Annotated in this window: 39 protein-coding genes and 1 tRNA gene; 36 read left to right on the forward strand and 4 right to left on the reverse strand. The window is 53.8% G+C overall.

Annotated features, from left to right (window positions below; all coding sequences use genetic code 11):
• Positions 1-354 precede the first annotated feature (354 nt).
• From rplC to prfA, 30 genes are all read left to right on the forward strand, one after another.
• On the forward strand, positions 355-1,011 hold the full coding sequence (gene rplC / locus PMIT1303_RS02180; RefSeq protein WP_011826905.1) for a 50S ribosomal protein L3: 657 nt from the start codon (positions 355-357) through the stop codon (positions 1,009-1,011).
• Complete coding sequence (rplD, locus tag PMIT1303_RS02185; RefSeq protein ID WP_011826906.1) at positions 1,011-1,646, forward strand: 50S ribosomal protein L4; 636 nt, start codon at positions 1,011-1,013, stop codon at positions 1,644-1,646. Before rplC ends, rplD begins: the two co-directional genes overlap by 1 nt.
• A complete protein-coding gene (locus PMIT1303_RS02190) occupies positions 1,639-1,941 on the forward strand; it encodes a 50S ribosomal protein L23 (protein WP_011826907.1) in 303 nt (100 codons plus the stop codon). Before rplD ends, PMIT1303_RS02190 begins: the two co-directional genes overlap by 8 nt.
• A 16-nt stretch (positions 1,942-1,957) precedes the next feature.
• Entirely contained in the window at positions 1,958-2,821 is an 864-nt protein-coding gene (rplB, locus tag PMIT1303_RS02195) for a 50S ribosomal protein L2 (protein WP_036912644.1), read from the forward strand.
• Between the two features lie 35 nt (positions 2,822-2,856).
• Positions 2,857-3,132: a 30S ribosomal protein S19 gene (gene rpsS / locus PMIT1303_RS02200; RefSeq protein WP_011131103.1), complete on the forward strand. Its 276-nt coding sequence runs from the start codon at positions 2,857-2,859 to the stop codon at positions 3,130-3,132.
• A gap of 4 nt (positions 3,133-3,136) precedes the next feature.
• Entirely contained in the window at positions 3,137-3,505 is a 369-nt protein-coding gene (gene rplV / locus PMIT1303_RS02205; protein ID WP_011131104.1) for a 50S ribosomal protein L22, read from the forward strand.
• A 19-nt stretch (positions 3,506-3,524) separates the two neighbouring features.
• Positions 3,525-4,253, forward strand: coding sequence for a 30S ribosomal protein S3 (gene rpsC, locus PMIT1303_RS02210; protein ID WP_063396913.1), 729 nt, complete (start codon positions 3,525-3,527; stop codon positions 4,251-4,253).
• 16 nt (positions 4,254-4,269) lie between these two features.
• Positions 4,270-4,746 (forward strand): 50S ribosomal protein L16, encoded by a 477-nt coding sequence (rplP, locus tag PMIT1303_RS02215; protein WP_063396912.1) that lies wholly within the window; start codon positions 4,270-4,272, stop codon positions 4,744-4,746.
• A gap of 3 nt (positions 4,747-4,749) precedes the next feature.
• On the forward strand, positions 4,750-4,962 hold the full coding sequence (gene rpmC, locus PMIT1303_RS02220; RefSeq protein ID WP_011131107.1) for a 50S ribosomal protein L29: 213 nt from the start codon (positions 4,750-4,752) through the stop codon (positions 4,960-4,962).
• 17 nt (positions 4,963-4,979) lie between these two features.
• Positions 4,980-5,246: a 30S ribosomal protein S17 gene (gene rpsQ / locus PMIT1303_RS02225; protein ID WP_063397343.1), complete on the forward strand. Its 267-nt coding sequence runs from the start codon at positions 4,980-4,982 to the stop codon at positions 5,244-5,246.
• Positions 5,243-5,608: a 50S ribosomal protein L14 gene (gene rplN / locus PMIT1303_RS02230; protein WP_011131109.1), complete on the forward strand. Its 366-nt coding sequence runs from the start codon at positions 5,243-5,245 to the stop codon at positions 5,606-5,608. The genes rpsQ and rplN overlap by 4 nt, the downstream gene beginning before the upstream one ends.
• A 1-nt stretch (position 5,609) precedes the next feature.
• Positions 5,610-5,966 (forward strand): 50S ribosomal protein L24, encoded by a 357-nt coding sequence (gene rplX, locus PMIT1303_RS02235; protein ID WP_063397344.1) that lies wholly within the window; start codon positions 5,610-5,612, stop codon positions 5,964-5,966.
• 119 nt (positions 5,967-6,085) lie between these two features.
• Positions 6,086-6,625 (forward strand): 50S ribosomal protein L5, encoded by a 540-nt coding sequence (gene rplE, locus PMIT1303_RS02240; RefSeq protein ID WP_011131111.1) that lies wholly within the window; start codon positions 6,086-6,088, stop codon positions 6,623-6,625.
• A gap of 24 nt (positions 6,626-6,649) precedes the next feature.
• The gene (gene rpsH, locus PMIT1303_RS02245; protein ID WP_011131112.1) at positions 6,650-7,051 is read left to right on the forward strand and encodes a 30S ribosomal protein S8; all 402 of its coding nucleotides are present in this window, start codon (positions 6,650-6,652) and stop codon (positions 7,049-7,051) included.
• Positions 7,052-7,066: 15 nt separating this feature from the next.
• Entirely contained in the window at positions 7,067-7,606 is a 540-nt protein-coding gene (gene rplF, locus PMIT1303_RS02250; RefSeq protein ID WP_063397345.1) for a 50S ribosomal protein L6, read from the forward strand.
• 33 nt (positions 7,607-7,639) lie between these two features.
• Positions 7,640-8,008 (forward strand): 50S ribosomal protein L18, encoded by a 369-nt coding sequence (gene rplR / locus PMIT1303_RS02255; protein WP_011826919.1) that lies wholly within the window; start codon positions 7,640-7,642, stop codon positions 8,006-8,008.
• A gap of 14 nt (positions 8,009-8,022) precedes the next feature.
• Complete coding sequence (rpsE, locus tag PMIT1303_RS02260) at positions 8,023-8,658, forward strand: 30S ribosomal protein S5 (RefSeq protein ID WP_063396908.1); 636 nt, start codon at positions 8,023-8,025, stop codon at positions 8,656-8,658.
• A 7-nt stretch (positions 8,659-8,665) separates the two neighbouring features.
• On the forward strand, positions 8,666-9,121 hold the full coding sequence (gene rplO, locus PMIT1303_RS02265; protein ID WP_063397346.1) for a 50S ribosomal protein L15: 456 nt from the start codon (positions 8,666-8,668) through the stop codon (positions 9,119-9,121).
• 107 nt (positions 9,122-9,228) lie between these two features.
• On the forward strand, positions 9,229-10,548 hold the full coding sequence (gene secY / locus PMIT1303_RS02270; protein ID WP_063396906.1) for a preprotein translocase subunit SecY: 1,320 nt from the start codon (positions 9,229-9,231) through the stop codon (positions 10,546-10,548).
• Between the two features lie 40 nt (positions 10,549-10,588).
• A complete protein-coding gene (locus tag PMIT1303_RS02275; protein ID WP_063397347.1) occupies positions 10,589-11,137 on the forward strand; it encodes an adenylate kinase in 549 nt (182 codons plus the stop codon).
• A gap of 46 nt (positions 11,138-11,183) precedes the next feature.
• On the forward strand, positions 11,184-11,297 hold the full coding sequence (gene rpmJ / locus PMIT1303_RS12735) for a 50S ribosomal protein L36 (RefSeq protein WP_011826924.1): 114 nt from the start codon (positions 11,184-11,186) through the stop codon (positions 11,295-11,297).
• A gap of 108 nt (positions 11,298-11,405) precedes the next feature.
• Positions 11,406-11,771 (forward strand): 30S ribosomal protein S13, encoded by a 366-nt coding sequence (gene rpsM / locus PMIT1303_RS02280; RefSeq protein ID WP_011826925.1) that lies wholly within the window; start codon positions 11,406-11,408, stop codon positions 11,769-11,771.
• A gap of 63 nt (positions 11,772-11,834) precedes the next feature.
• Positions 11,835-12,227, forward strand: coding sequence for a 30S ribosomal protein S11 (gene rpsK / locus PMIT1303_RS02285; protein ID WP_011826926.1), 393 nt, complete (start codon positions 11,835-11,837; stop codon positions 12,225-12,227).
• 47 nt (positions 12,228-12,274) lie between these two features.
• Positions 12,275-13,213 (forward strand): DNA-directed RNA polymerase subunit alpha, encoded by a 939-nt coding sequence (locus PMIT1303_RS02290; RefSeq protein ID WP_063396903.1) that lies wholly within the window; start codon positions 12,275-12,277, stop codon positions 13,211-13,213.
• Between the two features lie 39 nt (positions 13,214-13,252).
• Positions 13,253-13,603 (forward strand): 50S ribosomal protein L17, encoded by a 351-nt coding sequence (rplQ, locus tag PMIT1303_RS02295; protein WP_011131123.1) that lies wholly within the window; start codon positions 13,253-13,255, stop codon positions 13,601-13,603.
• Positions 13,604-13,641: 38 nt separating this feature from the next.
• The gene (gene truA, locus PMIT1303_RS02300; RefSeq protein WP_063397348.1) at positions 13,642-14,529 is read left to right on the forward strand and encodes a tRNA pseudouridine(38-40) synthase TruA; all 888 of its coding nucleotides are present in this window, start codon (positions 13,642-13,644) and stop codon (positions 14,527-14,529) included.
• 201 nt (positions 14,530-14,730) lie between these two features.
• Positions 14,731-15,183, forward strand: coding sequence for a 50S ribosomal protein L13 (gene rplM / locus PMIT1303_RS02310; RefSeq protein WP_011131125.1), 453 nt, complete (start codon positions 14,731-14,733; stop codon positions 15,181-15,183).
• The gene (gene rpsI, locus PMIT1303_RS02315) at positions 15,180-15,587 is read left to right on the forward strand and encodes a 30S ribosomal protein S9 (protein ID WP_011826929.1); all 408 of its coding nucleotides are present in this window, start codon (positions 15,180-15,182) and stop codon (positions 15,585-15,587) included. The genes rplM and rpsI overlap by 4 nt, the downstream gene beginning before the upstream one ends.
• A gap of 48 nt (positions 15,588-15,635) precedes the next feature.
• Positions 15,636-15,917, forward strand: a complete 282-nt coding sequence (gene rpmE / locus PMIT1303_RS02320) for a 50S ribosomal protein L31 (RefSeq protein WP_063397350.1) — start codon at positions 15,636-15,638, stop codon at positions 15,915-15,917.
• A gap of 54 nt (positions 15,918-15,971) precedes the next feature.
• Entirely contained in the window at positions 15,972-17,069 is a 1,098-nt protein-coding gene (gene prfA, locus PMIT1303_RS02325; protein ID WP_063397361.1) for a peptide chain release factor 1, read from the forward strand.
• Here the strand turns inward: prfA and PMIT1303_RS02330 are convergent.
• Positions 17,047-17,592, reverse strand: coding sequence for an HNH endonuclease (locus PMIT1303_RS02330; protein ID WP_063397351.1), 546 nt, complete (start codon positions 17,590-17,592; stop codon positions 17,047-17,049). The genes prfA and PMIT1303_RS02330 overlap by 23 nt on opposite strands.
• Before the next feature lie 73 nt (positions 17,593-17,665).
• Between PMIT1303_RS02330 and alr the strand changes: the two genes are divergently transcribed.
• Positions 17,666-18,862, forward strand: coding sequence for an alanine racemase (alr, locus tag PMIT1303_RS02335; protein WP_063397352.1), 1,197 nt, complete (start codon positions 17,666-17,668; stop codon positions 18,860-18,862).
• A gap of 64 nt (positions 18,863-18,926) precedes the next feature.
• Positions 18,927-19,015 (forward strand) — tRNA-Ser (locus PMIT1303_RS02340).
• A 158-nt stretch (positions 19,016-19,173) separates the two neighbouring features.
• Here PMIT1303_RS02340 and PMIT1303_RS13910 read toward each other — a convergent pair.
• On the reverse strand, positions 19,174-19,374 hold the full coding sequence (locus tag PMIT1303_RS13910) for a hypothetical protein (protein WP_231901249.1): 201 nt from the start codon (positions 19,372-19,374) through the stop codon (positions 19,174-19,176).
• On the opposite strand from PMIT1303_RS13910, the gene PMIT1303_RS02350 reads away from it, so the two are divergent.
• A complete protein-coding gene (locus tag PMIT1303_RS02350) occupies positions 19,374-20,174 on the forward strand; it encodes a hypothetical protein (protein WP_197459744.1) in 801 nt (266 codons plus the stop codon). The genes PMIT1303_RS13910 and PMIT1303_RS02350 overlap by 1 nt on opposite strands.
• Positions 20,175-20,383: 209 nt before the next feature.
• On the opposite strand, the gene PMIT1303_RS13915 is transcribed toward PMIT1303_RS02350, so the two are convergent.
• A complete protein-coding gene (locus PMIT1303_RS13915) occupies positions 20,384-20,602 on the reverse strand; it encodes a hypothetical protein (protein WP_231901250.1) in 219 nt (72 codons plus the stop codon).
• Positions 20,603-20,779: 177 nt separating this feature from the next.
• On the opposite strand from PMIT1303_RS13915, the gene PMIT1303_RS13715 reads away from it, so the two are divergent.
• From PMIT1303_RS13715 to PMIT1303_RS13220, 3 genes are all read left to right on the forward strand, one after another.
• Positions 20,780-21,049, forward strand: coding sequence for a hypothetical protein (locus PMIT1303_RS13715; RefSeq protein ID WP_231901251.1), 270 nt, complete (start codon positions 20,780-20,782; stop codon positions 21,047-21,049).
• Positions 21,050-21,224: 175 nt separating this feature from the next.
• The gene (locus tag PMIT1303_RS02360; protein ID WP_156486880.1) at positions 21,225-21,464 is read left to right on the forward strand and encodes a hypothetical protein; all 240 of its coding nucleotides are present in this window, start codon (positions 21,225-21,227) and stop codon (positions 21,462-21,464) included.
• Between the two features lie 47 nt (positions 21,465-21,511).
• Positions 21,512-21,688: a hypothetical protein gene (locus tag PMIT1303_RS13220; RefSeq protein ID WP_156486881.1), complete on the forward strand. Its 177-nt coding sequence runs from the start codon at positions 21,512-21,514 to the stop codon at positions 21,686-21,688.
• 877 nt (positions 21,689-22,565) lie between these two features.
• Here PMIT1303_RS13220 and PMIT1303_RS02375 read toward each other — a convergent pair.
• A partial coding sequence (locus PMIT1303_RS02375; protein ID WP_231901252.1) for a hypothetical protein occupies positions 22,566-23,196 on the reverse strand: 631 nt, incomplete at its 5' end.

The raw sequence follows: 23,196 nt of genomic DNA on the forward strand, positions 1-23,196 counted from the left end.
AATATTTAATTGGCATAAGCAGTGGTGTAAAGTCTTAGTTTGGTTCGTATTTCTGTGCCCGTCCGCTAGCCGGGCCTCCAGAAGGCGAATCAGGTCCGACGATTGCGCCGGATCCCTAGGCCAGAGCAGAAAAGGGATTTATCCCTGAACTGCCGGGAAACTGATTGACTCAAAAGGTCGCCCAAGTCCCAGCCAGCTGATTTGCTCGCTAGCTCTATCCGAAATTGCCTCAGCCGCCGTTTCTTACGGTCCAAGGTCTTTCGGCGACGACTGCGCTCCCTTGATCAGCACTGAATCACAACCCCCCGACCGGACAACGGAAGGAGGTCATCCACGCTGGCGTTTTTACCCTCCATGTCAATCGGCATCCTTGGGAAGAAACTGGGCATGTCTCAGTTCTTCGACGATCAAGGCAGAGCCATCCCGGTCACCCTGATCGAGGCCGGCCCCTGCCGCATCACCCAACTCAAGACTTCTGACATCGACGGTTATGCCGCCGTGCAGATCGGTTTCGGTGATACCCGCGAAAAATTGATCAACAAGCCTTCCAAAGGGCACCTCACCAAATCTGGCGAGGTTCTCTTGAAGCACCTGCGCGAATATCGCGTCGAGGGCCTTGAAGGCCTAGAGCTGGGAGCAGCGATCACCGTCGGCAGTTTTGAAGCTGGCCAGAAGGTAGACGTCAGCGGCGACACGATGGGTCGTGGGTTCTCTGGTTATCAAAAGCGCCACGGCTTCAGCCGTGGTCCGATGAGCCACGGTTCCAAAAACCATCGAGAACCAGGCTCCACAGGCGCCGGAACCACGCCAGGGCGGATTTATCCAGGCAAACGCATGGCTGGCCGCTACGGCGGCAAAAAGCGCACAACCCGTGGACTCACCATCCTCAAAGTGGACAGCAACCGCAATCTCCTGGTGGTGAAGGGCTCAGTGCCTGGCAAGCCAGGCGCCCTGCTCAACATCCGACCCGCAAAACGCGTAGGCAGCAAGCCTGCTCAAGGAGGTAAGTGATGGCTGAATGTGTTGTTCACGACTGGCAGGGAAAGGAAGCCGGCAAGGCAAGCCTTGAACTCAAAGTTTCTAAAGAAACCACGGCTGTTGATCTCATGCACCGTGCAGTGCTCAGGCAGCAGGCCCATAGCCGTCAGGGAACGGCAAGCACCCTCACCCGTGCCGAGGTTCGTGGTGGTGGTCGCAAGCCCTATAAGCAAAAGGGCACCGGCCGTGCCCGCCAGGGAACGATCCGCACCCCCTTACGTCCAGGCGGCGGCATCATCTTCGGACCAAAGCCAAGGACCTACAACCTGGCGATGAACCGAAAGGAACGTCGTCTGGCCCTACGCACCGCGCTGATGGCCCGTCTTGAGGACGTCATTGTGGTCAAAGACTTTGGCGACAGCCTCAAGGCGCCGAAGACCCGAGAGATCTCAGATGCCCTTGTAAGGCTCGGCGTTGCCGCAGATGCAAAGGTTTTGATCATTCTTTCCACACCCTCCGAGATCATCCGACGCTCCGTGCGCAATCTCGAGAAGGTGAAACTGATCGCCGCCGATCAACTCAACGTCTTCGATTTGCTCCACGCCAATTCTCTGGTGCTGAGCGAGGAGGCTCTCGCCAAGATCCAGGAGGTTTACGGAGATGACTGAACGTTTCAACGGTCGTCTGGCGGATGTAATCCGCCGTCCACTGATCACAGAAAAAGCGACCAGCGCACTGGAACAAAACCAGTACACCTTTGAGGTTGACCATCGTGCTGCCAAGCCTGATATCAAGGCAGCCGTAGAACAACTCTTCGATGTCCGTGTGGTCGGCATCAGCACCATGAATCCTCCACGGCGCAGCCGTCGAGTGGGTCGTTTCACTGGCAAGCGAGCCCAGGTGAAAAAAGCCATCGTGCGGCTTGCCGAAGGCAACACGATCCAACTCTTCCCTGAGTCCTGAGGGATCTGAAAACATCATGGCAATCCGTACCTTCCGCCCTTACACCCCAGGAACACGCACCAGGGTGGTCACAGACTTCAATGAGGTCACCGGCCGTAAACCCGAGCGTTCTCTTGTGGTGGCGAAACATCGCCGCAAGGGTCGCAACAACAGAGGTGTTATCACCTGCCGCCATCGCGGTGGCGGGCACAAGCGCCTATACCGCATCGTCGATTTCCGTCGCAATAAGCACGGCATTCCGGCCAAAGTGGCGGCGATCCATTACGACCCCCATCGCAATGCCCACCTAGCACTGCTTTTCTACACTGATGGCGAGAAGCGCTACATCCTTGCTCCCGCCGGGATCGCCATTGGTCAGCAGCTGATTTCAGGCCCGGAATCACCGATCGAGACAGGCAATGCCTTGCCACTCTCAGCCATCCCTCTTGGCTCCAGCGTCCACAACGTTGAGCTTTATGCCGGCCGGGGTGGCCAGATGGCGCGTACGGCCGGCTCAAGTGCACAAGTCATGGCCAAGGAGGGCGACTACGTCGCTCTCAAGCTGCCCTCCACTGAGGTCCGCCTTGTGCGCCATGAGTGCTACGCCACGCTCGGCGAAGTAGGCAATTCGGAAGTGCGCAACACCAGCCTGGGCAAGGCTGGGCGTCGCCGTTGGCTAGGGCGACGCCCCCAAGTTCGCGGCAGTGTGATGAACCCCTGTGACCACCCTCATGGTGGTGGCGAAGGACGTGCACCGATTGGCCGCTCAGGCCCGGTGACACCCTGGGGCAAGCCTGCCCTTGGTCTCAAGACGCGTAAGCGGAACAAGCCCAGCAATCGGTTCGTTCTTCGGAAACGTCGCCGCACCTCCAAACGCAGCCGAGGAGGACGCGATTCCTGATGTCAATCACTGTTCTGCCGTTCGCTTAACCCGCCATGGGACGTTCATTAAAAAAAGGCCCCTTCATTGCTGACAGCCTGCTTCGCAAGCTGGAAAAGCAAAATGCTGACGATGACAAGTCGGTGATCAAAACCTGGTCTCGCGCCTCCACCATCCTGCCGATGATGATCGGCCATACCATTGCCGTTCACAACGGCAGGAGCCATGTGCCGGTGTTCATCACCGAGCAGATGGTTGGACACAAACTGGGTGAATTTGCTCCCACCCGCACATTCAAAGGCCACATCAAAGACAAAAAAGGAGGCCGCTGAGACCATGACGACCTCATCACCCACGACGACAACTATCGCCAAGGCCCACGGCCGCTTCATCCGCGGCTCCGTATCAAAAGTACGGCGAGTGCTCGATCAAATCCGCGGTCGCACCTATCGCGACGCGCTGATCATGCTCGAGTTCATGCCTTACCGCTCCACTGGCCCGATCACAAAAGTTCTGAGGTCAGCTGTAGCCAATGCAGAACACAACCTGGGTCTTGATCCAGCATCGCTTGTGATTGCCCAAGCCAGCGCCGACATGGGTCCATCCATGAAGCGCTATCGGCCCCGAGCTCAAGGTCGCGCTTTCGCGATCAAGAAGCAAACCTGCCACATCAGCATTGCTGTGGCAGCCCAGACCGACTCCTGACCCCCGAGGACACCGACCGATGGGAAACAAAATCCATCCAACCGGCTTACGCCTGGGGATCACCCAGGAGCACCGATCTCGTTGGTACGCCACCAGCAAGATGTACCCAATCCTCCTTCAGGAGGACGACAGAATCCGTCGATTCATCCATAAGAAGTACGGCGCAGCAGGCATCAGCGATGTGTTGATTGCCCGCAAGGCCGACCAACTCGAAGTGGAGCTGAAGACTGCACGACCAGGTGTCCTCGTTGGCCGCCAGGGCAGTGGCATCGAAGAGCTGCGAACCGGCATTCAAAAAACCATCGGTGATCACAGCCGGCAGGTTCGGATCAACGTCGTCGAAGTCGAGCGAGTCGATGCCGATGCCTTCCTGCTGGCCGAGTACATCGCCCAGCAGCTCGAGAAGCGAGTCGCCTTCCGTCGCACCATCCGCATGGCCGTACAACGGGCCCAGCGAGCGGGTGTACTGGGCTTGAAAATCCAGGTTGGTGGTCGGCTCAACGGCGCCGAAATCGCTCGCACCGAATGGACCCGAGAAGGCCGTGTGCCTCTACACACCCTTCGCGCCGAGATCGACTACGCCACAAAAGTGGCTAGCACTACCTACGGAGTACTAGGCATCAAGGTCTGGATCTTCAAAGGCGAAGTACTGGGAGACGAGGCCCAGTCAATGCCTGTGGGTGCAAGCCCACGGCGCAGGGGCAATCGTCGACCCCAACAATTCGAAGATCGCTCAAACGAGGGTTGATGAGGAGGCCTGAACCATGCTGAGTCCAAAACGCGTCAAATTCCGCAAACAGCAACGAGGCCGTATGCGCGGTGTCGCAACCAGGGGCAACACCATTGCCTTTGGAGAGTTTGCCTTGCAAGCCCAGGAATGTGGCTGGATTACCTCACGCCAAATCGAGGCCAGCCGCCGAGCCATGACCCGCTATGTCAAACGGGGTGGAAAGATCTGGATCCGGATCTTTCCAGACAAGCCAGTCACTATGCGTCCCGCTGAAACACGCATGGGCTCTGGCAAGGGCAACCCTGAATTTTGGGTTGCCGTCATTAAACCAGGTCGGATTCTGTTCGAAATGGGCGGTGAAGAGATCACCGAAGACATTGCTAGGGAAGCCATGCGGCTTGCCCAGTACAAACTACCCATCAAAACAAAGTTCATCGGCCTGGACGACCAAGAGAAGGTTGCTGGTAGCGACAAGCCTGCCAGTGTGCCCGCCATTACCGCGGAGTCCTGACCCATGGCCCATCCCAAAGCCGCCGAGGTGCGCAAACTCACCGACGCCGACATCACAGAGCAGATCGATGGCATCCGCCGAGAGCTGTTCGATCTCCGCTTTCAGCAAGCCACCCGGCAGCTGAGCAATACGCACCGCTTCAAAGAGGCCCGCATCAAGCTGGCCCAGCTGTTGACGGTGCAGAAGGAGCGCAGCCGCTCCGCCGCCTCCTCCTGATTTTCCCCTTAGAACCCATGGCACTCAAGGAAAGGCTCGGCACCGTCGTCAGCGACAAGATGGACAAAACAGTAGTGGTAGCGGTGGAAAACCGCTACCCACATCCCATCTACCAGAAGACGGTCAGCCGAACCACCCGTTATAAAGCCCACGACGCTGGTAACACCTGCCGTGTCGGTGATCGCGTGCGAATCACTGAGACACGCCCTCTCAGTCGAGCAAAGCGTTGGACGGTTGCTGAAGTCCTCAGCCAAAGTCCCAAAGCTCAAGAGGTCTCCACATGATTCAGCAGGAATCCTTCCTCACTGTTGCCGATAACAGTGGCGCCAAGCGAATCCAATGCATCCGTGTGCTGGGCTCAAACCGTCGCTATGCCCATGTAGGCGACGTCATCGTGGCAGCCGTAAAAGACGCGATGCCGAATATGAGCGTCAAGAAATCCGAGGTCGTCAAAGCTGTGGTGGTGCGCACAAAAGCAACCCTGCGCCGAGATACTGGCAACTCGATTCGTTTCGACGACAACGCTGCAGTGCTCATTAACGAGGACAAAAACCCTAGAGGCACTCGTGTTTTTGGGCCGGTGGCTCGGGAACTTCGCGAGCGCAACTTCACCAAAATCGTATCCCTCGCTCCGGAGGTGATCTGAAATGCCTATCGCAACCCCCAAACAAAAAAACACTCAGCGCATCAAGATGCGCATCCATAAAGGGGACACCGTCCAAGTCATCACAGGCAAGGACAAAGGAAAAACTGGCGAAGTGCTACGCACTCTCCCCATAGAGAACCGCGTGATTGTGGAGGGCGTCAACATTCGCACCCGTCACGTCAAACCCACCCAAGAGGGAGAAAGCGGCAGGATTGTCACAGAGGAAGCGTCCGTTCACGCCTCCAACGTGATGCTCTATTCCAATAACAAAAAGATCGCCAGTCGTGTGGCGCTGGTTGTCGAAAAAGACGGCAGCAAAAAACGCCGCCTCAAAAAAACCGGAGAGTTGATCGACTAATCACAGCTCCAACCACAGAACCCTGGGCCATCTAAATCACAATTTCCAGCCCACCAACTTCCCTTTCTTCCCAATCCCCGATCTTCTGACCACGTCCAGAAGAACCCTTCCACCAAGCCATGTCACTCAAACAGCGCTACCGGGAGACCATTCAGCCCAAACTGCTGAAGGATCTAAGCCTCTCGAATATTCACGAAGTCCCCAAGGTGCTAAAAATCACCGTCAACCGAGGACTCGGTGAGGCCGCCCAAAACGCAAAGTCCTTGGAGGCCTCAATTACTGAACTGGCTACTATCACTGGCCAGAAAGTTGTCGTGACTAGGGCCAAGAAGGCCATCGCTGGCTTCAAAATCAGGCAGGGAATGCCCATAGGTTGCGCCGTCACACTCCGCGGAGAGCGGATGTATGCCTTCCTGGAGCGCCTGATCAATCTTGCACTGCCCAGAATCCGGGACTTCCGAGGTGTCAGCCCAAAAAGTTTTGACGGCCGTGGAAACTACACCCTTGGAGTGAGGGAGCAACTCATCTTCCCTGAAATTTCCTTCGACAAGATCGATGCCATCAGGGGTATGGACATCACCATCGTGACCAGCGCCCGTACGGATGAAGAGGGCCAATCCCTCCTCCGAGAGATGGGAATGCCGTTCCGCAGCAATTAAGCCCTCTTCGGAGACGACTGAACTATGGCCAACCACGATCCAATCTCAGACATGCTCACCCGCATCCGCAATGCGAGTGAAAAACGTCACCAAACCACCCGCGTTCCTGCCTCCCGCATGTCACGCAGTATTGCCAAAGTCCTACAACAAGAGGGCTTCATCTCTGAAATCAGCGAAGAAGGTGAAGGTGTACGCACCCATCTAGTCCTCGAATTGAAGTACAGCGGCAAACACCGCCATCCCACCATCCGCTCAATGCAGCGGGTGAGCAAGCCAGGCCTGCGCATCTACAAGAACACCCGTGCCCTGCCCAAAGTCCTTGGTGGCCTTGGTATGGCAATCATCTCCACTTCCAAAGGCGTGATGAGCGACCGCGATGCCCGCAAACAGGGCGTTGGCGGAGAAGTGCTCTGTTACGTGTACTGACCCGGAACCTGAACCATGTCTCGTATCGGTAAGAATCCCATCCCCATCCCCGACAAGGTGGCTGTAACCCTTGATGGTCTAGCAGTCAGCGTGAAGGGCCCCAAAGGAGAACTGAGCCGCACCCTTCCCGAAGGCGTCAGCGTCAGTCAGGTGGAGAACACAATTGTGGTTACACCCACAAGTCAGAAACGTAAGTCGCGTGAGCGTCACGGTCTCTGTCGCTCGCTTGTCGCCAATATGGTTGAAGGGGTGAGCAAGGGCTACACGCGCAAACTAGAACTCATCGGTGTGGGCTCACGTGCACAAGTGAAAGGCAAAAAGCTTGTCTTGAGTGCAGGTTTCAGCCACCCGGTAGAAATGGACCCCCCCGAAGGAGTCACCTTTGCTGTAGAGAACAACACCAAGGTCACCGTCTCAGGTGCAGACAAGGAACTGGTGGGCAATGAAGCTGCAAAGATCAGAGCCATTCGTCCACCTGAGCCCTACAAAGGCAAGGGGATCAGATACGAAGGCGAACGCATCCTGCGCAAAGCCGGCAAATCCGGCAAGAAATAGAGGTCTGCCTGACTTCCCTCCTCATTACCCACCATGTCTAACCTCTCCCGAAAGCAGCAGACCCAGAAGCGCCATCGGCGCCTGCGGCGCCATCTCAATGGCACCGCCCAGCGTCCGCGACTGGCTGTATTTCGCTCCAACAACCACATCTATGCCCAGGTTATTGATGACGAAGCCCAAAACACCCTTTGTGCCGCCTCGACTCTCGACAAGGACTTACGCACCAGCCTTAAAGCCGATGGCAGCAGCTGTGACGCCTCCAATGCCGTCGGGGACTTAGTCGCAAAACGCGCCCTCGCCAAGGGCATCCAACAGGTGGTCTTCGATCGCGGCGGCAACCTGTACCACGGCCGAGTGAAATCCCTCGCCGATGCCGCCCGGGAAGCGGGCCTTCAGTTCTGATCCCTGCTCTCACCATGACCCAACCCAACACCCAGACCACCCCCAATGACGTCCCCGCAGCTGCGGAAGGTCAACAACAAGAACAACAACAGCAACAGCAACGCCGTGGCGGGGGGCGTGAGCGCAGAGGTGGCGGACGCCGTGGCGACCGCCGAGGCCAAGAGCGTGATTCGGAATGGCAAGAACGAGTCGTTCAGATTCGCCGCGTCTCCAAAACCGTAAAAGGTGGGAAAAAGATGAGTTTCCGGGCCATTGTGGTTGTCGGCAACGAGCGTGGCCAAGTGGGTGTTGGAGTCGGCAAAGCCGGCGATGTGATCGGTGCTGTTCGCAAGGGTGTCGCTGATGGCAAGAAGCACCTGGTCAAGGTTCCTCTCACTCGCCACAACTCCATCCCCACCCTGTCCAACGGACGCGAAGGTGCTGCCAACGTGCTAATCCGCCCCGCTGCCCCAGGAACAGGGGTCATTGCAGGCGGTTCAATTCGCACAGTTCTGGAACTAGCCGGAATCAAAAACGTTCTAGCCAAGCGTCTCGGCAGCAAAACCCCTCTAAACAATGCCCGAGCTGCCATGGTGGCTCTAGCAAGTCTCCGCACCCATAAGGAGACCGCAAAGGAACGGGGGATCTCCCTCGAGCAGATCTACTCCTGATTCCCCTATGACTACTCTTCGACTCGACTCTCTCAAAGCCAACGCAGGTGCAAGGCGCCGCAAAATGCGTAAAGGTCGCGGTATTGCCGCTGGCCAAGGAGCAAGCTGTGGTTTCGGCATGCGTGGCCAAAAGTCCCGATCTGGTCGCCCTACCCGCCCAGGCTTCGAAGGCGGGCAGATGCCTCTCTATAGGCGCGTACCCAAACTCAAACACTTCACAACAGTGAACTCAAAAGAGTTCACTGTTGTGAACGTAGCGGCCCTCAATGAGCTCAAGACGGGTAGCACCATCAATCTCGACACCCTTGTCAAAAGTGGTGTTGTCACTAGTCCTAAACACCCTTTAAAGGTACTTGGCAATGGAGAGCTCAAAGTCAAGCTGACCATTCAGGCCGCTGCATTCACAGCTACAGCCCGCAACAAGATCGAAGCCGCTGGCGGCACATGCGAAATCCTTGACTGAAACGATGCCAAGTCAATACAACTGCCTGTCTATGGTCTGAGCAGTCCGACGAGTCTTCGGTCAACGGACTGCTTTATTGCGTCAAACCCACCCAATCTCTTCCCTCAATGCTCGTCAGTCGGGGTCGCAACCCTAGTGCCGCTGAAGTCATCAGCCAATTGGTGCGCAACCCAGAGCTGCGCGGCAGAGTGCTGACCACCCTGGGATTACTTCTGTTTATTCGCCTCGGCATCTACATCCCAATGCCAGGTATTGATCGGGAGGCCTTTCAGAGCTTCCTGCAACAGGGAGGGCAACTGATTGGCTTTCTAGACATTTTCACCGGTGGAGGCATCTCCACCCTGGGGATTTTCGCTCTTGGGATCCTCCCATTCATCAACGCCTCAATCATTCTCCAGTTACTCACAGCAGCCCTACCCCAACTCGAGGACCTGCAAAAAAACGAAGGCGAGGCTGGTCGCCGCAAGATTGCACAGATCACCCGCTATGTAGCCCTTGGCTGGGGTCTAGTTCAAAGTGTGATTTTTGCCCTGATCCTTCGCCAGTACGCCGTTGAAGGGCTCAGCGAGGTCGTCTTTGTCGTGCAGACAGCCCTGGCATTAGTAACAGGCTCCATGATCGTGATGTGGATGAGCGAAATCATCACTGACCGAGGGATTGGTCAAGGGGCCTCCCTTGTGATCTTCCTGAACATCGTTGCCACCCTGCCAAAAGCACTGGCTTCAACGATTGAAAAAGCACAGACCGGTGATCGCGGCGATGTGGTCGGCATCATTGTGCTCGTGATGGTTTTCCTAATGACAATCGTTGGCATCATCTTTGTGCAGGAAGGATCCCGCCGCCTGCCGATTGTGAGCGCAAAACGACAGATAGGTGGAACCAATTTGCTACCAAACCGCCAGAGCTATCTACCTCTGAAGCTGAATGCCGGTGGTGTGATGCCAATCATCTTTGCTTCTGCACTGATCTTTCTACCAATCACCATTGCGAACTTCACCAAAAACCCTTTACTCATAAGGGCTGCAAGCACTCTTAACCCAGGTGCCGCTAATCCATGGCCCTATGCCTTGGTGTTTTTCGCGCTGATTGTCGGCTTTTCTTACTTTTACGCCTCACTCACCATCAATCCAATAGACATCGCCACAAACCTCAAACGGGGAGGCGTGGCCATCCCAGGAGTGAGGCCAGGCAGTGCTACAGCGAACTACCTCTCCGGGGTTCAGAACCGACTGACCTTGCTGGGCGGATTGTTCCTCGGTGCAGTTGCAATCATTCCCGCCGCGGTAGAACGCGCCACCAACGTTCAGACCTTTCAAGGCCTCGGGGCTACGTCACTGCTGATCCTTGTAGGTGTTGCCATCGACACCGCAAAACAAGTTCAGACCTACGTGATCTCTCAACGCTACGAAGGCCTTGTCCGCCAATGAACGATTCCCCACTTCGCCTGCAAGCCCTTTCTTGCCATCCATGAAGCAACGTCTCCTATTCCTAGGGCCCCCTGGCGCAGGCAAAGGGACCCAGGCTGAACGTCTCTGCGCAGCCCATGAATTAATGCACCTATCGACTGGCGATCTGCTGCGTACTGAGGTCGGCGCCAAAACAACCCTTGGTCAGGAGGCTGCTGCTGTTATGAACCGTGGCGAGCTGGTCAGCGATGAGCTGGTGCTCGCCATCGTCGAAAACCAACTCAAGAACCAAAGTGGTGGTTGGCTCTTGGATGGTTTTCCACGCACCTTGATCCAAGCCACAGCACTCGAACCCTTACTTGAGGAACTCAAGCAACCAATTGAGGCTGTTGTACTACTGGAACTCAACGATGCAGTGTTAATTGAACGGTTAATTTCCCGAGGCCGCAGTGATGACAACGAAAGCGTGATTCGTAATCGCCTTGAGGTCTACCGCGAGAAAACAGCCCCCCTCATCGACCATTACCGCCAACAAGGACTGCTGCAAACGGTGGAAGCCCACGGCAGTATCGAATCAATCGCTATCAGCATCGAAAAATCCTTATGTTGACCTACGTGGTATGGTTGCCGTTTGGAAATTTGGAGAGCCACACTCCATGAAGGTGCGTGCCTCGGTCAAGAAAATGTGTGAAAAATGCCGGGTGATCCGCCGCCACGGCAGGGTCATGGTGATCTGCTCCAACCCTAAGCACAAGCAGCGTCAGGGATAACTCCCTGTTCCTCATTGGTGATCGAACAGCCCTGAATTGGGTCCTCAATCATCACAAACCTTTCTCGCCACCATCGGCGACCCCTATCCCCCCTCGATTAACTGCTAAGTGGCACGGATTGCTGGCGTAGACATACCCCGTGACAAGCGGGTTGAAGTTGCACTCACCTACATCTATGGAATTGGTCTAACCCGCGCCAAAACCATCCTGACCAAATCTGGCGTCAATCCCGACATCCGAGTCAAGGATCTGGAAGATGGAGATGTGCAGAAGCTGCGTACGGCCTTAGAAGCCTTCACGATTGAAGGAGACCTTCGACGCCAAGAGGGCATGGCCCTCAAGCGACTGCAAGATATCGGTTGCCTTCGGGGACGTCGACACCGCATGAGCCTCCCAGTTCGCGGTCAACGCACCAGAACCAATGCACGTACTCGTCGCGGTGCACGCAAAACCGTGGCTGGCAAGAAAAAATAAGCAACATCTCTTTGAGCTGCCCAGGCAGACCCTCCCCAAACCGTATCTACCAGGCCCCAGCCCATGGCCAAACCCACCAAAAAGACAGGTTCCAAAAAGACCAAGCGCAACGTCCCCAATGGCGTTGCACATATTCAGAGCACCTTCAACAACACGATCGTCTCAATCACCGATACAGCTGGGGAAGTTATCGCCTGGTCATCTGCTGGAGCCAGTGGCTTCAAGGGTGCTCGTAAGGGCACCCCCTTTGCTGCTCAAACTGCAGCTGAAGCTGCAGCCCGTAGGGCACTCGAACAGGGCATGCGTCAGATCGAAGTACTGGTCCGTGGACCAGGCTCCGGCCGTGAAACCGCCATCCGCGCCCTGCAGGTGGCAGGCCTCGAAATCACTCTTATTAGAGACGTCACCCCACTCCCCCATAACGGTTGCCGTCGGCCCAAACGCCGGCGCGTCTGAACCGCGTTTCACTCCCTAGCTCCTGCCCTCTCTCCCCGCTTCAGACCGTGCTGCAATACCAGATCGACCGGATCGAGCATCAAGTTGCCGATGATCGCGCCCAAACAGGCGTCTTCCTCATTGGACCGCTCGAACGCGGGCAAGCCACCACGCTTGGCAATTCCCTCCGCAGGGTGCTGATGGGGGGCCTTGAGGGCAGCGCCATCACCGCCGTGCGTATAGCAGGTGTCAACCACGAGTACGCGACCATCCCAGGAGTCCGAGAAGATGTGCTCGACATCCTGTTGAACTGCAAACAGCTGTCGGTAAACAGTCGAACGAGTGAACTAGAGATTGGGCGACTTGTGGTTACCGGCCCTGCCCAGGTCAAAGCTAAAGACCTGCAATTCTCCTCACAAGTCCAAGTGGTGGATGGAGACCGCCAAATTGCCACTGTGCATGAGGGTCACAGCCTTGAGTTAGAAGTTCATGTTGAGCGGGGGATCGGTTACCGCCCTGTTGATCGCCACAACGAAGATATAAGCGCCATTGATCTACTACAGATCGATGCTGTGTTCATGCCCGTCCGTAGGGTGAACTTCACCATCGACGAGACTGCCGTCGCAGAAGGAGGATCGACCCGCGAGAGGCTGCGCATAGAAATTGTCACCGATGGTTCCACTACACCAGATGATGCCCTTGCAGAGTCAGCCAACCAACTGATCGAACTCTTTCAGCCCCTTGCCACCGTCACCATGGTGGAAGAACCAGGCCTGGAACCCGAGCCTTCCGCTGAATCACAGATCCCCCTTGAAGAGCTCAACCTCTCTGTAAGGGCTTACAACTGCCTCAAGCGAGCCCAGGTGAACTCAGTTTCTGATCTGATGGGCTTCAGCTACGAGGACCTGCTTGAGATCAAGAACTTCGGCTCCAAGTCTGCAGACGAGGTCATCGAAGCCCTAGAGCGCATCGGCATCTCAATTCCACAAAGCCGTACCAGCGCCTAGCCGTTTTTACATTCCCGCCCCAGCGCACCACCGAGAACCATGCGTCACCAATGTCGAGTCCCAAAGCTTGGGCGCCCAACTGATCAACGCAAAGCCATGCTTCGCGGTCTGACCACTCAACTCATCCGTGAAGGCCGTGTCACAACAACCAAAGCCAGAGCCAAGGCCCTTAGGGACGAAGCTGAACGCATGATCACTCTTGCGAAGAACGGGAGCCTGGCATCAAGACGCCGCGCCATCGGATACATCTACGACAAGCAACTGGTCCATGCGCTTTTCGACAAGGCCCAAGACCGTTATGGCGATCGTCAAGGCGGCTATACACGCATCATCCGTACGGTGCCTCGCCGCGGCGACAATGCTGAGATGGCAATCATAGAGTTGGTCTAAAGCCTGGGAACAGTGACAACATGCTGGACTGATCAGCAATGTTCCCTAACTCCAAAGTCGAACTGCCAAAAAGTACGCCAGTTCGACGTATTGGCCTCAGCGTGCAATATGAAGGTTCAAACTTTTGCGGTTGGCAGCGTCAACCACAAGCGGTGAGCGTTCAACAAGTACTTGAAGAGGCAATTTCCCAGCTTGATCCTCACAGGCCTATTCAGGCCGTTGCAGCAGGTCGCACAGATGCTGGTGTCCATGCTGCGGGCCAAGTTGTGCACTTCGACTGCTGTGGTCCCATCCCAGCTGAACGCTGGGCACCTGCTCTAAACGGACGACTACCTAGCACGATTCGTGTGCGGGAAGCAGTAGCACGGCCAGCCTCCTGGCATGCATGTCATTCAGCGATATACCGAAGATATCGCTACACGATCTACAACGGTCGGCGACCCAATCTGTTCCTCGCCCCCTGGAGCTGGCACCGCTACCACGTTCGTCTTGATGAAACCTTGATGCAAGTGGCTCTAGAGGGGCTCCTTGGGTTGCAAGACCTCAGCGCTTTTCAACGGACTGGCAGTCGACGAGCCCATGCCCGCACCACAGTTCAGGAGGTAAAGACTGAGCGGCAGGGAGATTTAATAATGATTGAGATCCAAGCCAGCGGTTTCCTCTATGGCATGGTGCGGCTGTTGATGGGCCAATTGGTGGCCTTAGGCGAACACCGACTTAATCTTCAGACCTTTGAGCGGCGCTGGAAGGAGAAACGCCGTCAAGAAGTGAAAGAAGCGGCACCAGCTCAGGGTCTTTGCCTCCTGCGTGCAGGATACGAAGAAGACATTTTCTCCAAAGGCGGTTGGTATGACTGCCAACCGCGCTATTCCCTCGGAGCAAATGATCCTCCTTTGGATCCTCCATCTGCACCGGAGTCAAGCTGAACTCCCACCACCACGCTTCACCCCTAGGGGAAACACAAGGGCTTCGCGAGCCATTCCATGAGTGATCTTTTTGGATTTGCTCTCATGAAAGGCTAAGCTTGAAGATCGAGCTTGATCAGGCTCAGTCCTAAATGTGCCTGATGCTCCCTGCCCAGCACTATCCCTTGCGATAGTGCATCTCCGAACCGGCATGCCGGCGTGATGAACAAGACCTCCGTTCCCTCAATTGATTCGATCGAACGCCAGTGGTTTCTGGTGGATGCAGAGAATCAGACACTCGGCAGACTTGCTACTGAGGTGGCCTCCGTGCTGCGCGGCAAGAACAAGCCAAGCTTCACCCCTCACCTGGATACAGGTGACTTTGTTGTGGTGGTCAATGCGGACAAAATCAGAGTCAGCGGCAACAAGGCAAATCAAAAGCTCTACCGCCGTCACTCTGGCCGTCCAGGAGGAATGAAGGTTGAAACCTTCCAGGCGTTGCAGGATCGTCTACCTGAACGCATCGTCGAAAAAGCCATTAAAGGGATGCTTCCTCACAACGCCCTTGGCAGACAGTTGTTCCGCAAACTCAAGGTCTACCGCGGCCCGGAACATCCCCATTCCGCCCAGAGACCCCAAACCCTTCAGCTCAATCCCGCCGCTTCATCGCAATGAGCAGTTCCAATAACAGCGTTGTCTACTGGGGCACTGGCCGCCGCAAGACCTCAGTTGCCCGCGTTCGCCTTGTCCCTGGCACTGGCACGATCACCATCAATGGACGCCCCGGTGACCACTATCTGAACTTCAATCCCGCCTATCTCGCGGCAGTGAAAGCACCCCTGCAAACCCTTGGTCTAAACGAGCAATACGACGTCCTCGTCAACGTTCACGGAGGTGGACTCACCGGCCAAGCCGACGCCATCAAACAGGGTGCGGCACGAGCCCTTTGTGAGTTATCAGCAGACAACCGTAAACCGCTCAAAACTGAAGGCCATCTCAGCAGAGACCCCCGCGCCAAAGAACGTCGCAAGTACGGCCTCAAGAAAGCTCGCAAAGCTCCTCAGTTCTCCAAGCGCTGATCCTTCACCCCTACTACTTGTTCCTGACTGCCATCTCCTGATCCTGATATGCCTAAACCTGATATTCATCCCAGCTGGTATCCCGACGCAAAGGTGATCTGCAATGGAGAGGTGGTGATGACCACCGGGTCCACCCAACCAGAACTCCACGTTGATGTGTGGAGTGGTAATCACCCCTTCTTTACCGGTACCCAGAAAATCCTTGATACTGAAGGACGCGTGGATCGCTTCATGCGCAAGTACGGCATGGGCAGTGCCGATGCTGCTGTGGATGAAAAAAAACCAGACGCCAAAAATAACAACAAGGACAACATCTCTAAAGAAGACTGAGCTGTTGTCCTCAAAGACTTCGCCGGGTGCCAATAACATCCGCTGTTGATGGGTATGGACTCTTCAACCCTCATCACTCGGCTGGAAACAGCCAAGACCAGTTTTCAAAGTCTGGAGCGCCAGCTAGCTGATCCCGATGTGGCAGCTGATCCCAAACTTCTTGAAAGTATTGCGCGAGAAAGAGCACGCCTGGAACCCCTCGTACTCGATTTTGAAACGCTCCAGCATGTGGAGCAGGAATGGCAAGAGACCAGGCAGCTACTACGAGAAAGTAGGGGTGATGAAGCCATGGAGTCTTTAGCCCAGGAAGAGTTGCAACAACTAGAGGCCCGCAAAACAGTCTTGGTGAGACGCCTCACCCTGGCCCTACTCCCAAGTGATCCACGTGATCAACGCAGCGTCATGCTCGAGATCCGCGCCGGTGCAGGCGGAAACGAAGCCTGCCTATGGGCAGGTGATTTAGCCCGTATGTATGAGCGCTACGGTCAACGCATTGGCTGGTCAGTCCAACCGTTGAGTGCAACAGAGGCCGATTTGGGGGGATTCCGTGAGCTAATCCTCTCAATCAAAGGCGATGCCGTCTTCAGCCAACTGAAATTCGAAGCCGGCGTGCATCGAGTTCAACGGGTTCCTGCTACAGAATCCCAAGGTCGTGTGCACACCTCCACAGCAACAGTGGCCGTGATGCCAGAAGCTGATGCAGTGGAAGTGCAGATCGATCCCAGCGAACTAGAAATCAGCACTGCTCGCTCAGGCGGGGCTGGCGGACAAAATGTCAACAAGGTTGAAACGGCAGTGGACCTGCTCCACAAGCCCACCGGTATCAGGGTGTTCTGCACCCAGCAACGCTCCCAACTGCAGAACCGAGAACGTGCCATGGAAATCCTGAGAGCGAAGTTACTGGAAAGACAAATTGCAGAAGCCAACGCGCGTGAAAGCTCAACGAGAAGAGCCCAAGTGGGAACTGGCGACCGCAGCGAAAAGATCCGCACCTACAACTACAAAGACAATCGCACCACTGACCACCGATTAGGACGCAATTTCTCCCTCGAGCCAGTGCTGACTGGCCAGCTTGAAGAGCTGATCGGCGCCTGCATTGCCGAAGAGCAACGCCATCAACTCGAAGAACTCAGTCATCAGGAGGAAGGCTGACGTTGAGGCTGGTATCACCAGAGCCCCAGCCGATTACATACTTTTCCCACTCGCTGTGTCGGCCCGAGTGAATCTGTCGAGTCGCCTCAAAACTGAGACTGCTGAGTGGTCGCCGCGGCAACCGATGCAGAGGCATTTCAGCCTCCTGAGGAGTACAACTGCCCTTACGTACATTGCAAATCAAGCAAGCCGTGGTGACGTTTTCCCAGGTATCGCTACCGCCACGGCTGCGAGGGATCACATGATCTATGGAGAGTTTCTCTCCTTGGTAACCGCAGTATTGGCAACAATGACCATCGCGAAAAAACACATTTCGACGCGTCAGGGGCAATTGCCGAAAAGGCACCCGAACAAAATGCCGCAACCGAATTACCGTAGGGAGCATGGTGTCCTCGCGAATCATGCGTGAGGAATCCTGTTCCAGGCTCTCCGCCTTGCCCTTGAACATCATCACCAGGGCGCGTCGCCAGGTGGTGATGTTCAGAGGCTCATAGGACGCATTGAGTACGAGAACCTGGCTCATGCCAGCCCCCTGATTAAGCGTCATGCTACCGACACCCCAAGGGTGAGGTCATTCCCTTGTTTACCCTGCCAGCATGCGAGACCTGATCGCCCCAAACGGTGATCTGCCTAGGGGCAAAAACCCTGAGCAGATGGCAAAAGCCGATCCGCGTCAGCGCGCCTGGGTGGAAGTTAATCCCGCAGCTGTGGAAGCCAATTGCCGCAGCCTTCGGAGACACCTTTGTGAAAGTTGTGCCCTGATGGCCGTGGTGAAAGCTGATGGCTATGGCCATGGCGCTGTAACCGTAGCCCGAGCCGCCTTGCAAGGAGGAGCAAAAAGCCTTGGAGTAGCAACCCTCCAAGAAGGAATTGAGCTTCGTCAAGCCGGCCACAATGCCCCAGTGCTTGTGCTAGGCAATCTCACCCATAGCGAAGACCTGAAAGCTTGCCTTCATTGGCAACTCATGCCCACCCTCAGCAGTATGCGAGAGGCTCTGCTCTGCCAAAACCTTGCAGATGGCAGCGGCCGGCAATTCAGGATTCAGCTCAAAATCGATACTGGGATGACCCGTCTCGGCTGCGAGTTAAAGGAAGCTCCCAGGCTGGTGGAAGCGATAGGCCACCTCAATCAACTCGAATTAAAGGGTATCTATAGCCATTTAGCCCTGGCAGATGGGGATCTCCAAGGTGAAGCCGCAATGGTGACGGATCAGCAGCAGCAACACTTTGAGGCGGTGCTAAGAACGCTGCCAGAGCAACACAATGGATTTATGCGGCACCTTGCCAACTCCGCCGGCACCCTTCGCGATCGCGAACTCCATTACGACATGGTGCGCGTTGGTCTTGCTCTTTATGGCCACAGCCCCAACCTGCAACTACAAGGGAAAGTAGACCTTCAGCCAGCTCTCAGCGTCAAAGCAAGGGTGACACTGATTAGGGATGTGCCTGCAGGAGTGGGAGTGAGTTACGGCCATCGCTTCACCACACGACGCCCCAGTCGCCTAGCAGTCGTAGGAATCGGCTATGCCGACGGGGTTAGCCGATCCCTATCAGGCCAAATCTCTGCAATAGCCGATGGTCAGCTTCTCCCCCAGGTTGGCGCCATCACCATGGATCAACTCGTGCTTGATGCCACAAATCACCCCGACCTAGAGGTGGGAAGCATCGTGACCCTCCTAGGCAAGGACGGCGACGCCTGTATTACACCACAACAATGGAGTGATCTCAGTGGATCAATTCCATGGGAGGTGCTCTGCAGCTTCAAACATCGACTACCCAGACTGGTGATTTGACACCAAACCCAGACAACTAAAACAAAGCACTAGATGTGGGTATTGGTAGGGTATGTATGCCGCTGGAGAGGTGGCCGAGTGGTTGAAGGCGGCTCCCTGCTAAGGAGTTACAGGAGGCAACTCTTGTCGAGGGTTCGAATCCCTCCCTCTCCGTTCCAAGGTCTTCCCTGACCTTCCCAGGACTACTGGGGTGCAATGGGTTTCGTGAATTTGAATTCCCACGAATTCCCCCTGTTTGCCAAGCAAATGAGGTAGGAAAACCTTGACTGAGGTAGGAAGATGTCCGTGAGGCAGGAATCCCTGAGATGCCACTAACAGACTCGGGCGTTCGGCCCCTGACCGCGACCGACAAGATGCAAAAGAAGGGGGTCGGGGACTGCCTTTACGTGGTCGTAGAGCCGTCGAAGAAGGGTGGCGGCAAGTCCTTTTATGGCGAGATCCGTTTCCCCCCAGGCGGTGGCAGCAAACTCGTCAGGGTCTGCTTTAGTCCTTACGGCACTGGTCCAGGGCAATGGCTCCTGAAGGCAGCACGGGAGAAATGGATCCGAATTCGCGCCTGGTCCCTTGGAACAGGCATAGACCCCGAGGACGGAATGGTATCAAAGCACTACTAGACACTAGACAAACAACCCCCTTATCTAATCCGATTATTCAAGATATTCACTCCATGGGCAAACATTTTTTCAACAAGCGCTTGAATGCCTTCAATGCATTAGAAATTAAATTTGACAGCTCAATCTTGCTGCCTCTAATTCAAATTGCGTCCAACAATATAGGAGAAGATTATCATACTTTAAACCCACGATGGCCTAGCAATATTCTTTGGATAAGCAATAATAACAAGAAAAGCTATAACCTTTTCCTGAAAATATTCAATGAGTTGGGCGTTGAAGCAGTTATGAAAAATTTTATCAGTCATAGAGAGACTATCGTAATGTACAACGGATTCTATGTGACCAGATCGAAATGCTCGGCAACTAATTTCCATACAGATTGGCCAGACGGCAACAATGACGGATTCACTCTAATAACTCCCTTAATACATCCCCCAGGAAATCCAGACCTAGCATATCTTGACAAGGATTCTAATCAGCGGACGTATAAATATGAAATGGGTAAGGCTATTAACTTTGGCTCAAATTTTATCCATTCCACCGAAATTGGCCACTCCGATGCTCCCTCGGTACTGCTTTCCATGACATATGGAACCGACATGATGGAGCTATGGGAACCAAACTACCAAATCGTTGATCCAAATTCACTATTTTATCGACTGCCAAATGGCGCTTTCGTTGACAAGAATAATAAATAATTACCAACATACGCGTGAAGCAAAACTGATTACAGCTTGCTTCACGCGTATGTTGTCTTTACATCGCATTGCATGGCAATGATTGCTTACTGGAGCATTGATTTTGATTGCCAGAGGATAACAATCGAGTCGCTTAATCCATTTCAGAAAAAGCTTTCAATTAACGAGCAATAACAGAAAGTGCCCATAAATTTATCGCGAGAGACCTTTCAAAATACCTCTGCATACATAGGTAGACATCTACTTTTATGGAAGAATGTATATCCAAGATCAAGGCCTGCGGGGTCGTAATTGGCTGGCTGGCGGATTAGTCGTAATAAAGCAATTCTTCCAATCCAACCAACCAGGTGGTCAAAAAGGACCCAGTCCTTAAATGGGCTCTTATAGGCCGATCGACGCACTCCCTCTCCGTTTTGGAACAGATTCATAGTCATTCCATTTGCAACAAAGAAAGCACTGAATTGACTTGATCAATTACTCAGTAATGACTGCGAACTCAGACCAGCCAAAGCGAATCAGAGCCCTCCATTCTTTTAACCCTATAGCTTGCTGAGTTCGCGAGCTATTGCCGGCAAGAGGGTTGTGTCATTAGCTCGCTCCCTTCCTTGAGTGAAGACCACCAAAAGCATCGGTCTGACTCCTTGTTGTGGAGTCCTTCGACAGGGGGTGGAGGCAAGTCTTTTATCGGCAGAACCCACTTCCCACCTGAGAGGCGAGGGAAACAAGCAGAGGTACGCATCGGTCCCTATAGCAGAGGGGCAGACACATGGACCCTGAAGGCAGAACGGGAGGAGTGGGTACGCATCAGGGCCTGGAGTAGGGAGACGGGTAAAGACCCCAGAGAACTTCGCAAGGAGGAAAAGCTGAAGGTCTAGGAGAAGAGTAGTGGTACGACCTTTAGACAGTTTCTGGAGTCATCCCTCGCATGGGGAGCGATTCAGCAACCCAAACCGATGAAACCCAGGACCATCAAGGACTATCGAAACAAGTTGGTGAACAAAATGACGCCCGAACTGGGTGCGGAGACTCCTTTGTCTCGCCTCAGCTGGAATGCGATGGGTAAGGACAGCAGGACTTAGTAGTGAGGTGTGGCTCTCCGCCATGCAGAAGATCACGGTTCGCAGCCAGGGTGCTCAGTCCGACAAGTGCTTCGGAATCCTCAGGTCCTGTTTTGAACATGCCATCTTCCACGGCTGGATGGAGAGGGACAAGAACCCTGCGATTGCGAATGCGACGAAAGGACTACACCACCAGCGAAATCCAATCCTTCACTGGCGTGGGGTCAGTTAGCTCAGTTCTTTAAGAACCTGGAGCAGAGCGATACCAATGCTGCGCTGGTGGTTCGTCTCACCTTGGTGGTGCTGGTGATGACCTTCCTGAGGGTTGGTTCTCTGCCCCCTCCATGGGGGGAGGTAATCAACTGGAAGAAGAATCTGTGGACCATTCCTGCTGACCGCATAAAGACGGACAAGGCACATCAGGTCCCGATGACTGAACGTCTCAAGTTGCCCTAAACAGACTCCATGAAATGAATGAAGTGCATGACCATATCCTTTACTCACCAAGAAGTCGGGAATATAAACATGTTCACAAGGTCTCTCTCAATGCTCATATCATGAAGACGGGAGATGGCAGTGCAACTACTGCTCATGGATTCAGACACCTTTGCAATAACCGCAGGGCAGGAAGATCTAAAGTTTGACAATGAGATTTTCAAAAATAGATGGCACACGGATTGGGAGACAAGGCTTATAGTCACGATGATAAGTCTCAAATGCTTGATGAACATCGGGAATTCATGGTCCAGCAGTGCTATGCCTTAGCAAAAGAGTTGATCACATAACAAGGCAGCAGGGCTCATCCCCTGCTACTTGCGTTCTTTATTCTTGAGTCAAGACTATTACAAAACCCCTCTAAAATGAGGCGAAGAAAATAGTTACTTTGAATACTAGCTGATTATTTGAATTTGAAGACTAACAAGAGCCTTAGAGTCAGAATAGCAATCGAGTGCGCCCAGTCACCATTTTCAAAAGCATAGCGCAAATCAGGAATAATGCAACTTCAAAGTGCTTTTAGAAATTAATTATTACACTGTGGATTTGTGATCATTTTGTGTATAAGGCGTCTTATTTCTCATGACTCTTGAAAGCGGTCATTCCGTAAAGATCGCTTTAAAGGGGTTTAAATATTAGATCTTTCCAGGCACCTTAGTGATGTATATGCTCAGAGCTGAACCTTTTGTAGTTAATTGCGCAGATATCACGATATTATTAGGCATGGCAAGTAACTTCTCCATTCACGAAATAAATGAATGGCAATTTTTTTCGCACTATGCGCTTAATTGTACGTTTCAGCTGAAAAAACTAGCATGCCAATAAGCAAAAAAATAGCTTACCCATCGACTATGTCCCAGGCATTTCTTGGGTGATATCCCGCGAACTCTGGCAACTTTTCCCAGTTGCTGTTGGTAATTTCATTAAGGTTTGATTCTTTGGCTAAAACACTGGTGCAGGATACCCAATTTTCAACCGGCTTCACTCCGAAGAAAGGGATTTCAAAGAAGCCAGATGAATTTAAAATTTTTATGCTATGTCTATACCACTCTGAGTTATCGAAAAATATAATTCCATCATAAGATCTCTCGGCAAGGACTTTGGCTATATTTGCTCTATTTTCTCCGCAATCTAAAAGTATTGCATCGTACGAGTTGATATCCGCTGAGTTTAAGCCATCCATAATTATATCCACTTTTTTGTATTCAACATTTAGAGGCAGTACTTCAGATAGCCTTGTAAACCAGTCTTGATTGGTCTCCAAAGAGCATACTTCTTTAAAATATTTTGCAAAAAACAACGTAGAACTACCGCTGCCTAGCTCTAGCAAACTTTTATCCTTCCAGTGTTGAGTTTCAAACCAATTAATAAATGTATTAGTCAAAAGCGGAATTACCCGAGAATCTGAACACATTAATTGACCTGCTTCGAAGTCAAAAATCCCCAAGGATTCTAGATATTTATAGAAA

It is taken from the genome of Prochlorococcus sp. MIT 1303 (assembly GCF_001631965.1).
GTDB classification, from domain to species: domain Bacteria; phylum Cyanobacteriota; class Cyanobacteriia; order PCC-6307; family Cyanobiaceae; genus Prochlorococcus; species Prochlorococcus marinus_D.

What these genes read in the sequence shown, in the direction of transcription:
- alr (WP_063397352.1), top strand. Translation starts at nt 17,666, where the DNA reads ATGCGAGACCTGATCGCCCCAAACGGTGATCTGCCTAGGGGCAAAAAC.
- rplN (WP_011131109.1), top strand. Translation starts at nt 5,243, where the DNA reads ATGATTCAGCAGGAATCCTTCCTCACTGTTGCCGATAACAGTGGCGCC.
- rpmJ (WP_011826924.1), top strand. Translation starts at nt 11,184, where the DNA reads ATGAAGGTGCGTGCCTCGGTCAAGAAAATGTGTGAAAAATGCCGGGTG.
- rpsS (WP_011131103.1), top strand. Translation starts at nt 2,857, where the DNA reads ATGGGACGTTCATTAAAAAAAGGCCCCTTCATTGCTGACAGCCTGCTT.
- prfA (WP_063397361.1), top strand. Translation starts at nt 15,972, where the DNA reads ATGGACTCTTCAACCCTCATCACTCGGCTGGAAACAGCCAAGACCAGT.
- rpmC (WP_011131107.1), top strand. Translation starts at nt 4,750, where the DNA reads ATGGCCCATCCCAAAGCCGCCGAGGTGCGCAAACTCACCGACGCCGAC.
- rplF (WP_063397345.1), top strand. Translation starts at nt 7,067, where the DNA reads ATGTCTCGTATCGGTAAGAATCCCATCCCCATCCCCGACAAGGTGGCT.
- PMIT1303_RS13915 (WP_231901250.1), bottom strand. Translation starts at nt 20,602, where the DNA reads ATGAATCTGTTCCAAAACGGAGAGGGAGTGCGTCGATCGGCCTATAAG.
- secY (WP_063396906.1), top strand. Translation starts at nt 9,229, where the DNA reads ATGCTCGTCAGTCGGGGTCGCAACCCTAGTGCCGCTGAAGTCATCAGC.
- rpsI (WP_011826929.1), top strand. Translation starts at nt 15,180, where the DNA reads ATGAGCAGTTCCAATAACAGCGTTGTCTACTGGGGCACTGGCCGCCGC.
- rpsH (WP_011131112.1), top strand. Translation starts at nt 6,650, where the DNA reads ATGGCCAACCACGATCCAATCTCAGACATGCTCACCCGCATCCGCAAT.
- PMIT1303_RS02330 (WP_063397351.1), bottom strand. Translation starts at nt 17,592, where the DNA reads ATGAGCCAGGTTCTCGTACTCAATGCGTCCTATGAGCCTCTGAACATC.
- PMIT1303_RS02190 (WP_011826907.1), top strand. Translation starts at nt 1,639, where the DNA reads ATGACTGAACGTTTCAACGGTCGTCTGGCGGATGTAATCCGCCGTCCA.
- truA (WP_063397348.1), top strand. Translation starts at nt 13,642, where the DNA reads ATGTTCCCTAACTCCAAAGTCGAACTGCCAAAAAGTACGCCAGTTCGA.
- rpsK (WP_011826926.1), top strand. Translation starts at nt 11,835, where the DNA reads ATGGCCAAACCCACCAAAAAGACAGGTTCCAAAAAGACCAAGCGCAAC.
- PMIT1303_RS02350 (WP_197459744.1), top strand. Translation starts at nt 19,374, where the DNA reads ATGGCTCCTGAAGGCAGCACGGGAGAAATGGATCCGAATTCGCGCCTG.
- rpsC (WP_063396913.1), top strand. Translation starts at nt 3,525, where the DNA reads ATGGGAAACAAAATCCATCCAACCGGCTTACGCCTGGGGATCACCCAG.
- rpsE (WP_063396908.1), top strand. Translation starts at nt 8,023, where the DNA reads ATGACCCAACCCAACACCCAGACCACCCCCAATGACGTCCCCGCAGCT.
- rplR (WP_011826919.1), top strand. Translation starts at nt 7,640, where the DNA reads ATGTCTAACCTCTCCCGAAAGCAGCAGACCCAGAAGCGCCATCGGCGC.
- rplC (WP_011826905.1), top strand. Translation starts at nt 355, where the DNA reads ATGTCAATCGGCATCCTTGGGAAGAAACTGGGCATGTCTCAGTTCTTC.
- rplP (WP_063396912.1), top strand. Translation starts at nt 4,270, where the DNA reads ATGCTGAGTCCAAAACGCGTCAAATTCCGCAAACAGCAACGAGGCCGT.
- rpsQ (WP_063397343.1), top strand. Translation starts at nt 4,980, where the DNA reads ATGGCACTCAAGGAAAGGCTCGGCACCGTCGTCAGCGACAAGATGGAC.
- PMIT1303_RS02275 (WP_063397347.1), top strand. Translation starts at nt 10,589, where the DNA reads ATGAAGCAACGTCTCCTATTCCTAGGGCCCCCTGGCGCAGGCAAAGGG.
- rplB (WP_036912644.1), top strand. Translation starts at nt 1,958, where the DNA reads ATGGCAATCCGTACCTTCCGCCCTTACACCCCAGGAACACGCACCAGG.
- rplM (WP_011131125.1), top strand. Translation starts at nt 14,731, where the DNA reads ATGAACAAGACCTCCGTTCCCTCAATTGATTCGATCGAACGCCAGTGG.
- rplE (WP_011131111.1), top strand. Translation starts at nt 6,086, where the DNA reads ATGTCACTCAAACAGCGCTACCGGGAGACCATTCAGCCCAAACTGCTG.
- rplX (WP_063397344.1), top strand. Translation starts at nt 5,610, where the DNA reads ATGCCTATCGCAACCCCCAAACAAAAAAACACTCAGCGCATCAAGATG.
- PMIT1303_RS02360 (WP_156486880.1), top strand. Translation starts at nt 21,225, where the DNA reads ATGCGATGGGTAAGGACAGCAGGACTTAGTAGTGAGGTGTGGCTCTCC.
- rplV (WP_011131104.1), top strand. Translation starts at nt 3,137, where the DNA reads ATGACGACCTCATCACCCACGACGACAACTATCGCCAAGGCCCACGGC.
- rplO (WP_063397346.1), top strand. Translation starts at nt 8,666, where the DNA reads ATGACTACTCTTCGACTCGACTCTCTCAAAGCCAACGCAGGTGCAAGG.
- rplD (WP_011826906.1), top strand. Translation starts at nt 1,011, where the DNA reads ATGGCTGAATGTGTTGTTCACGACTGGCAGGGAAAGGAAGCCGGCAAG.
- rpmE (WP_063397350.1), top strand. Translation starts at nt 15,636, where the DNA reads ATGCCTAAACCTGATATTCATCCCAGCTGGTATCCCGACGCAAAGGTG.
- rplQ (WP_011131123.1), top strand. Translation starts at nt 13,253, where the DNA reads ATGCGTCACCAATGTCGAGTCCCAAAGCTTGGGCGCCCAACTGATCAA.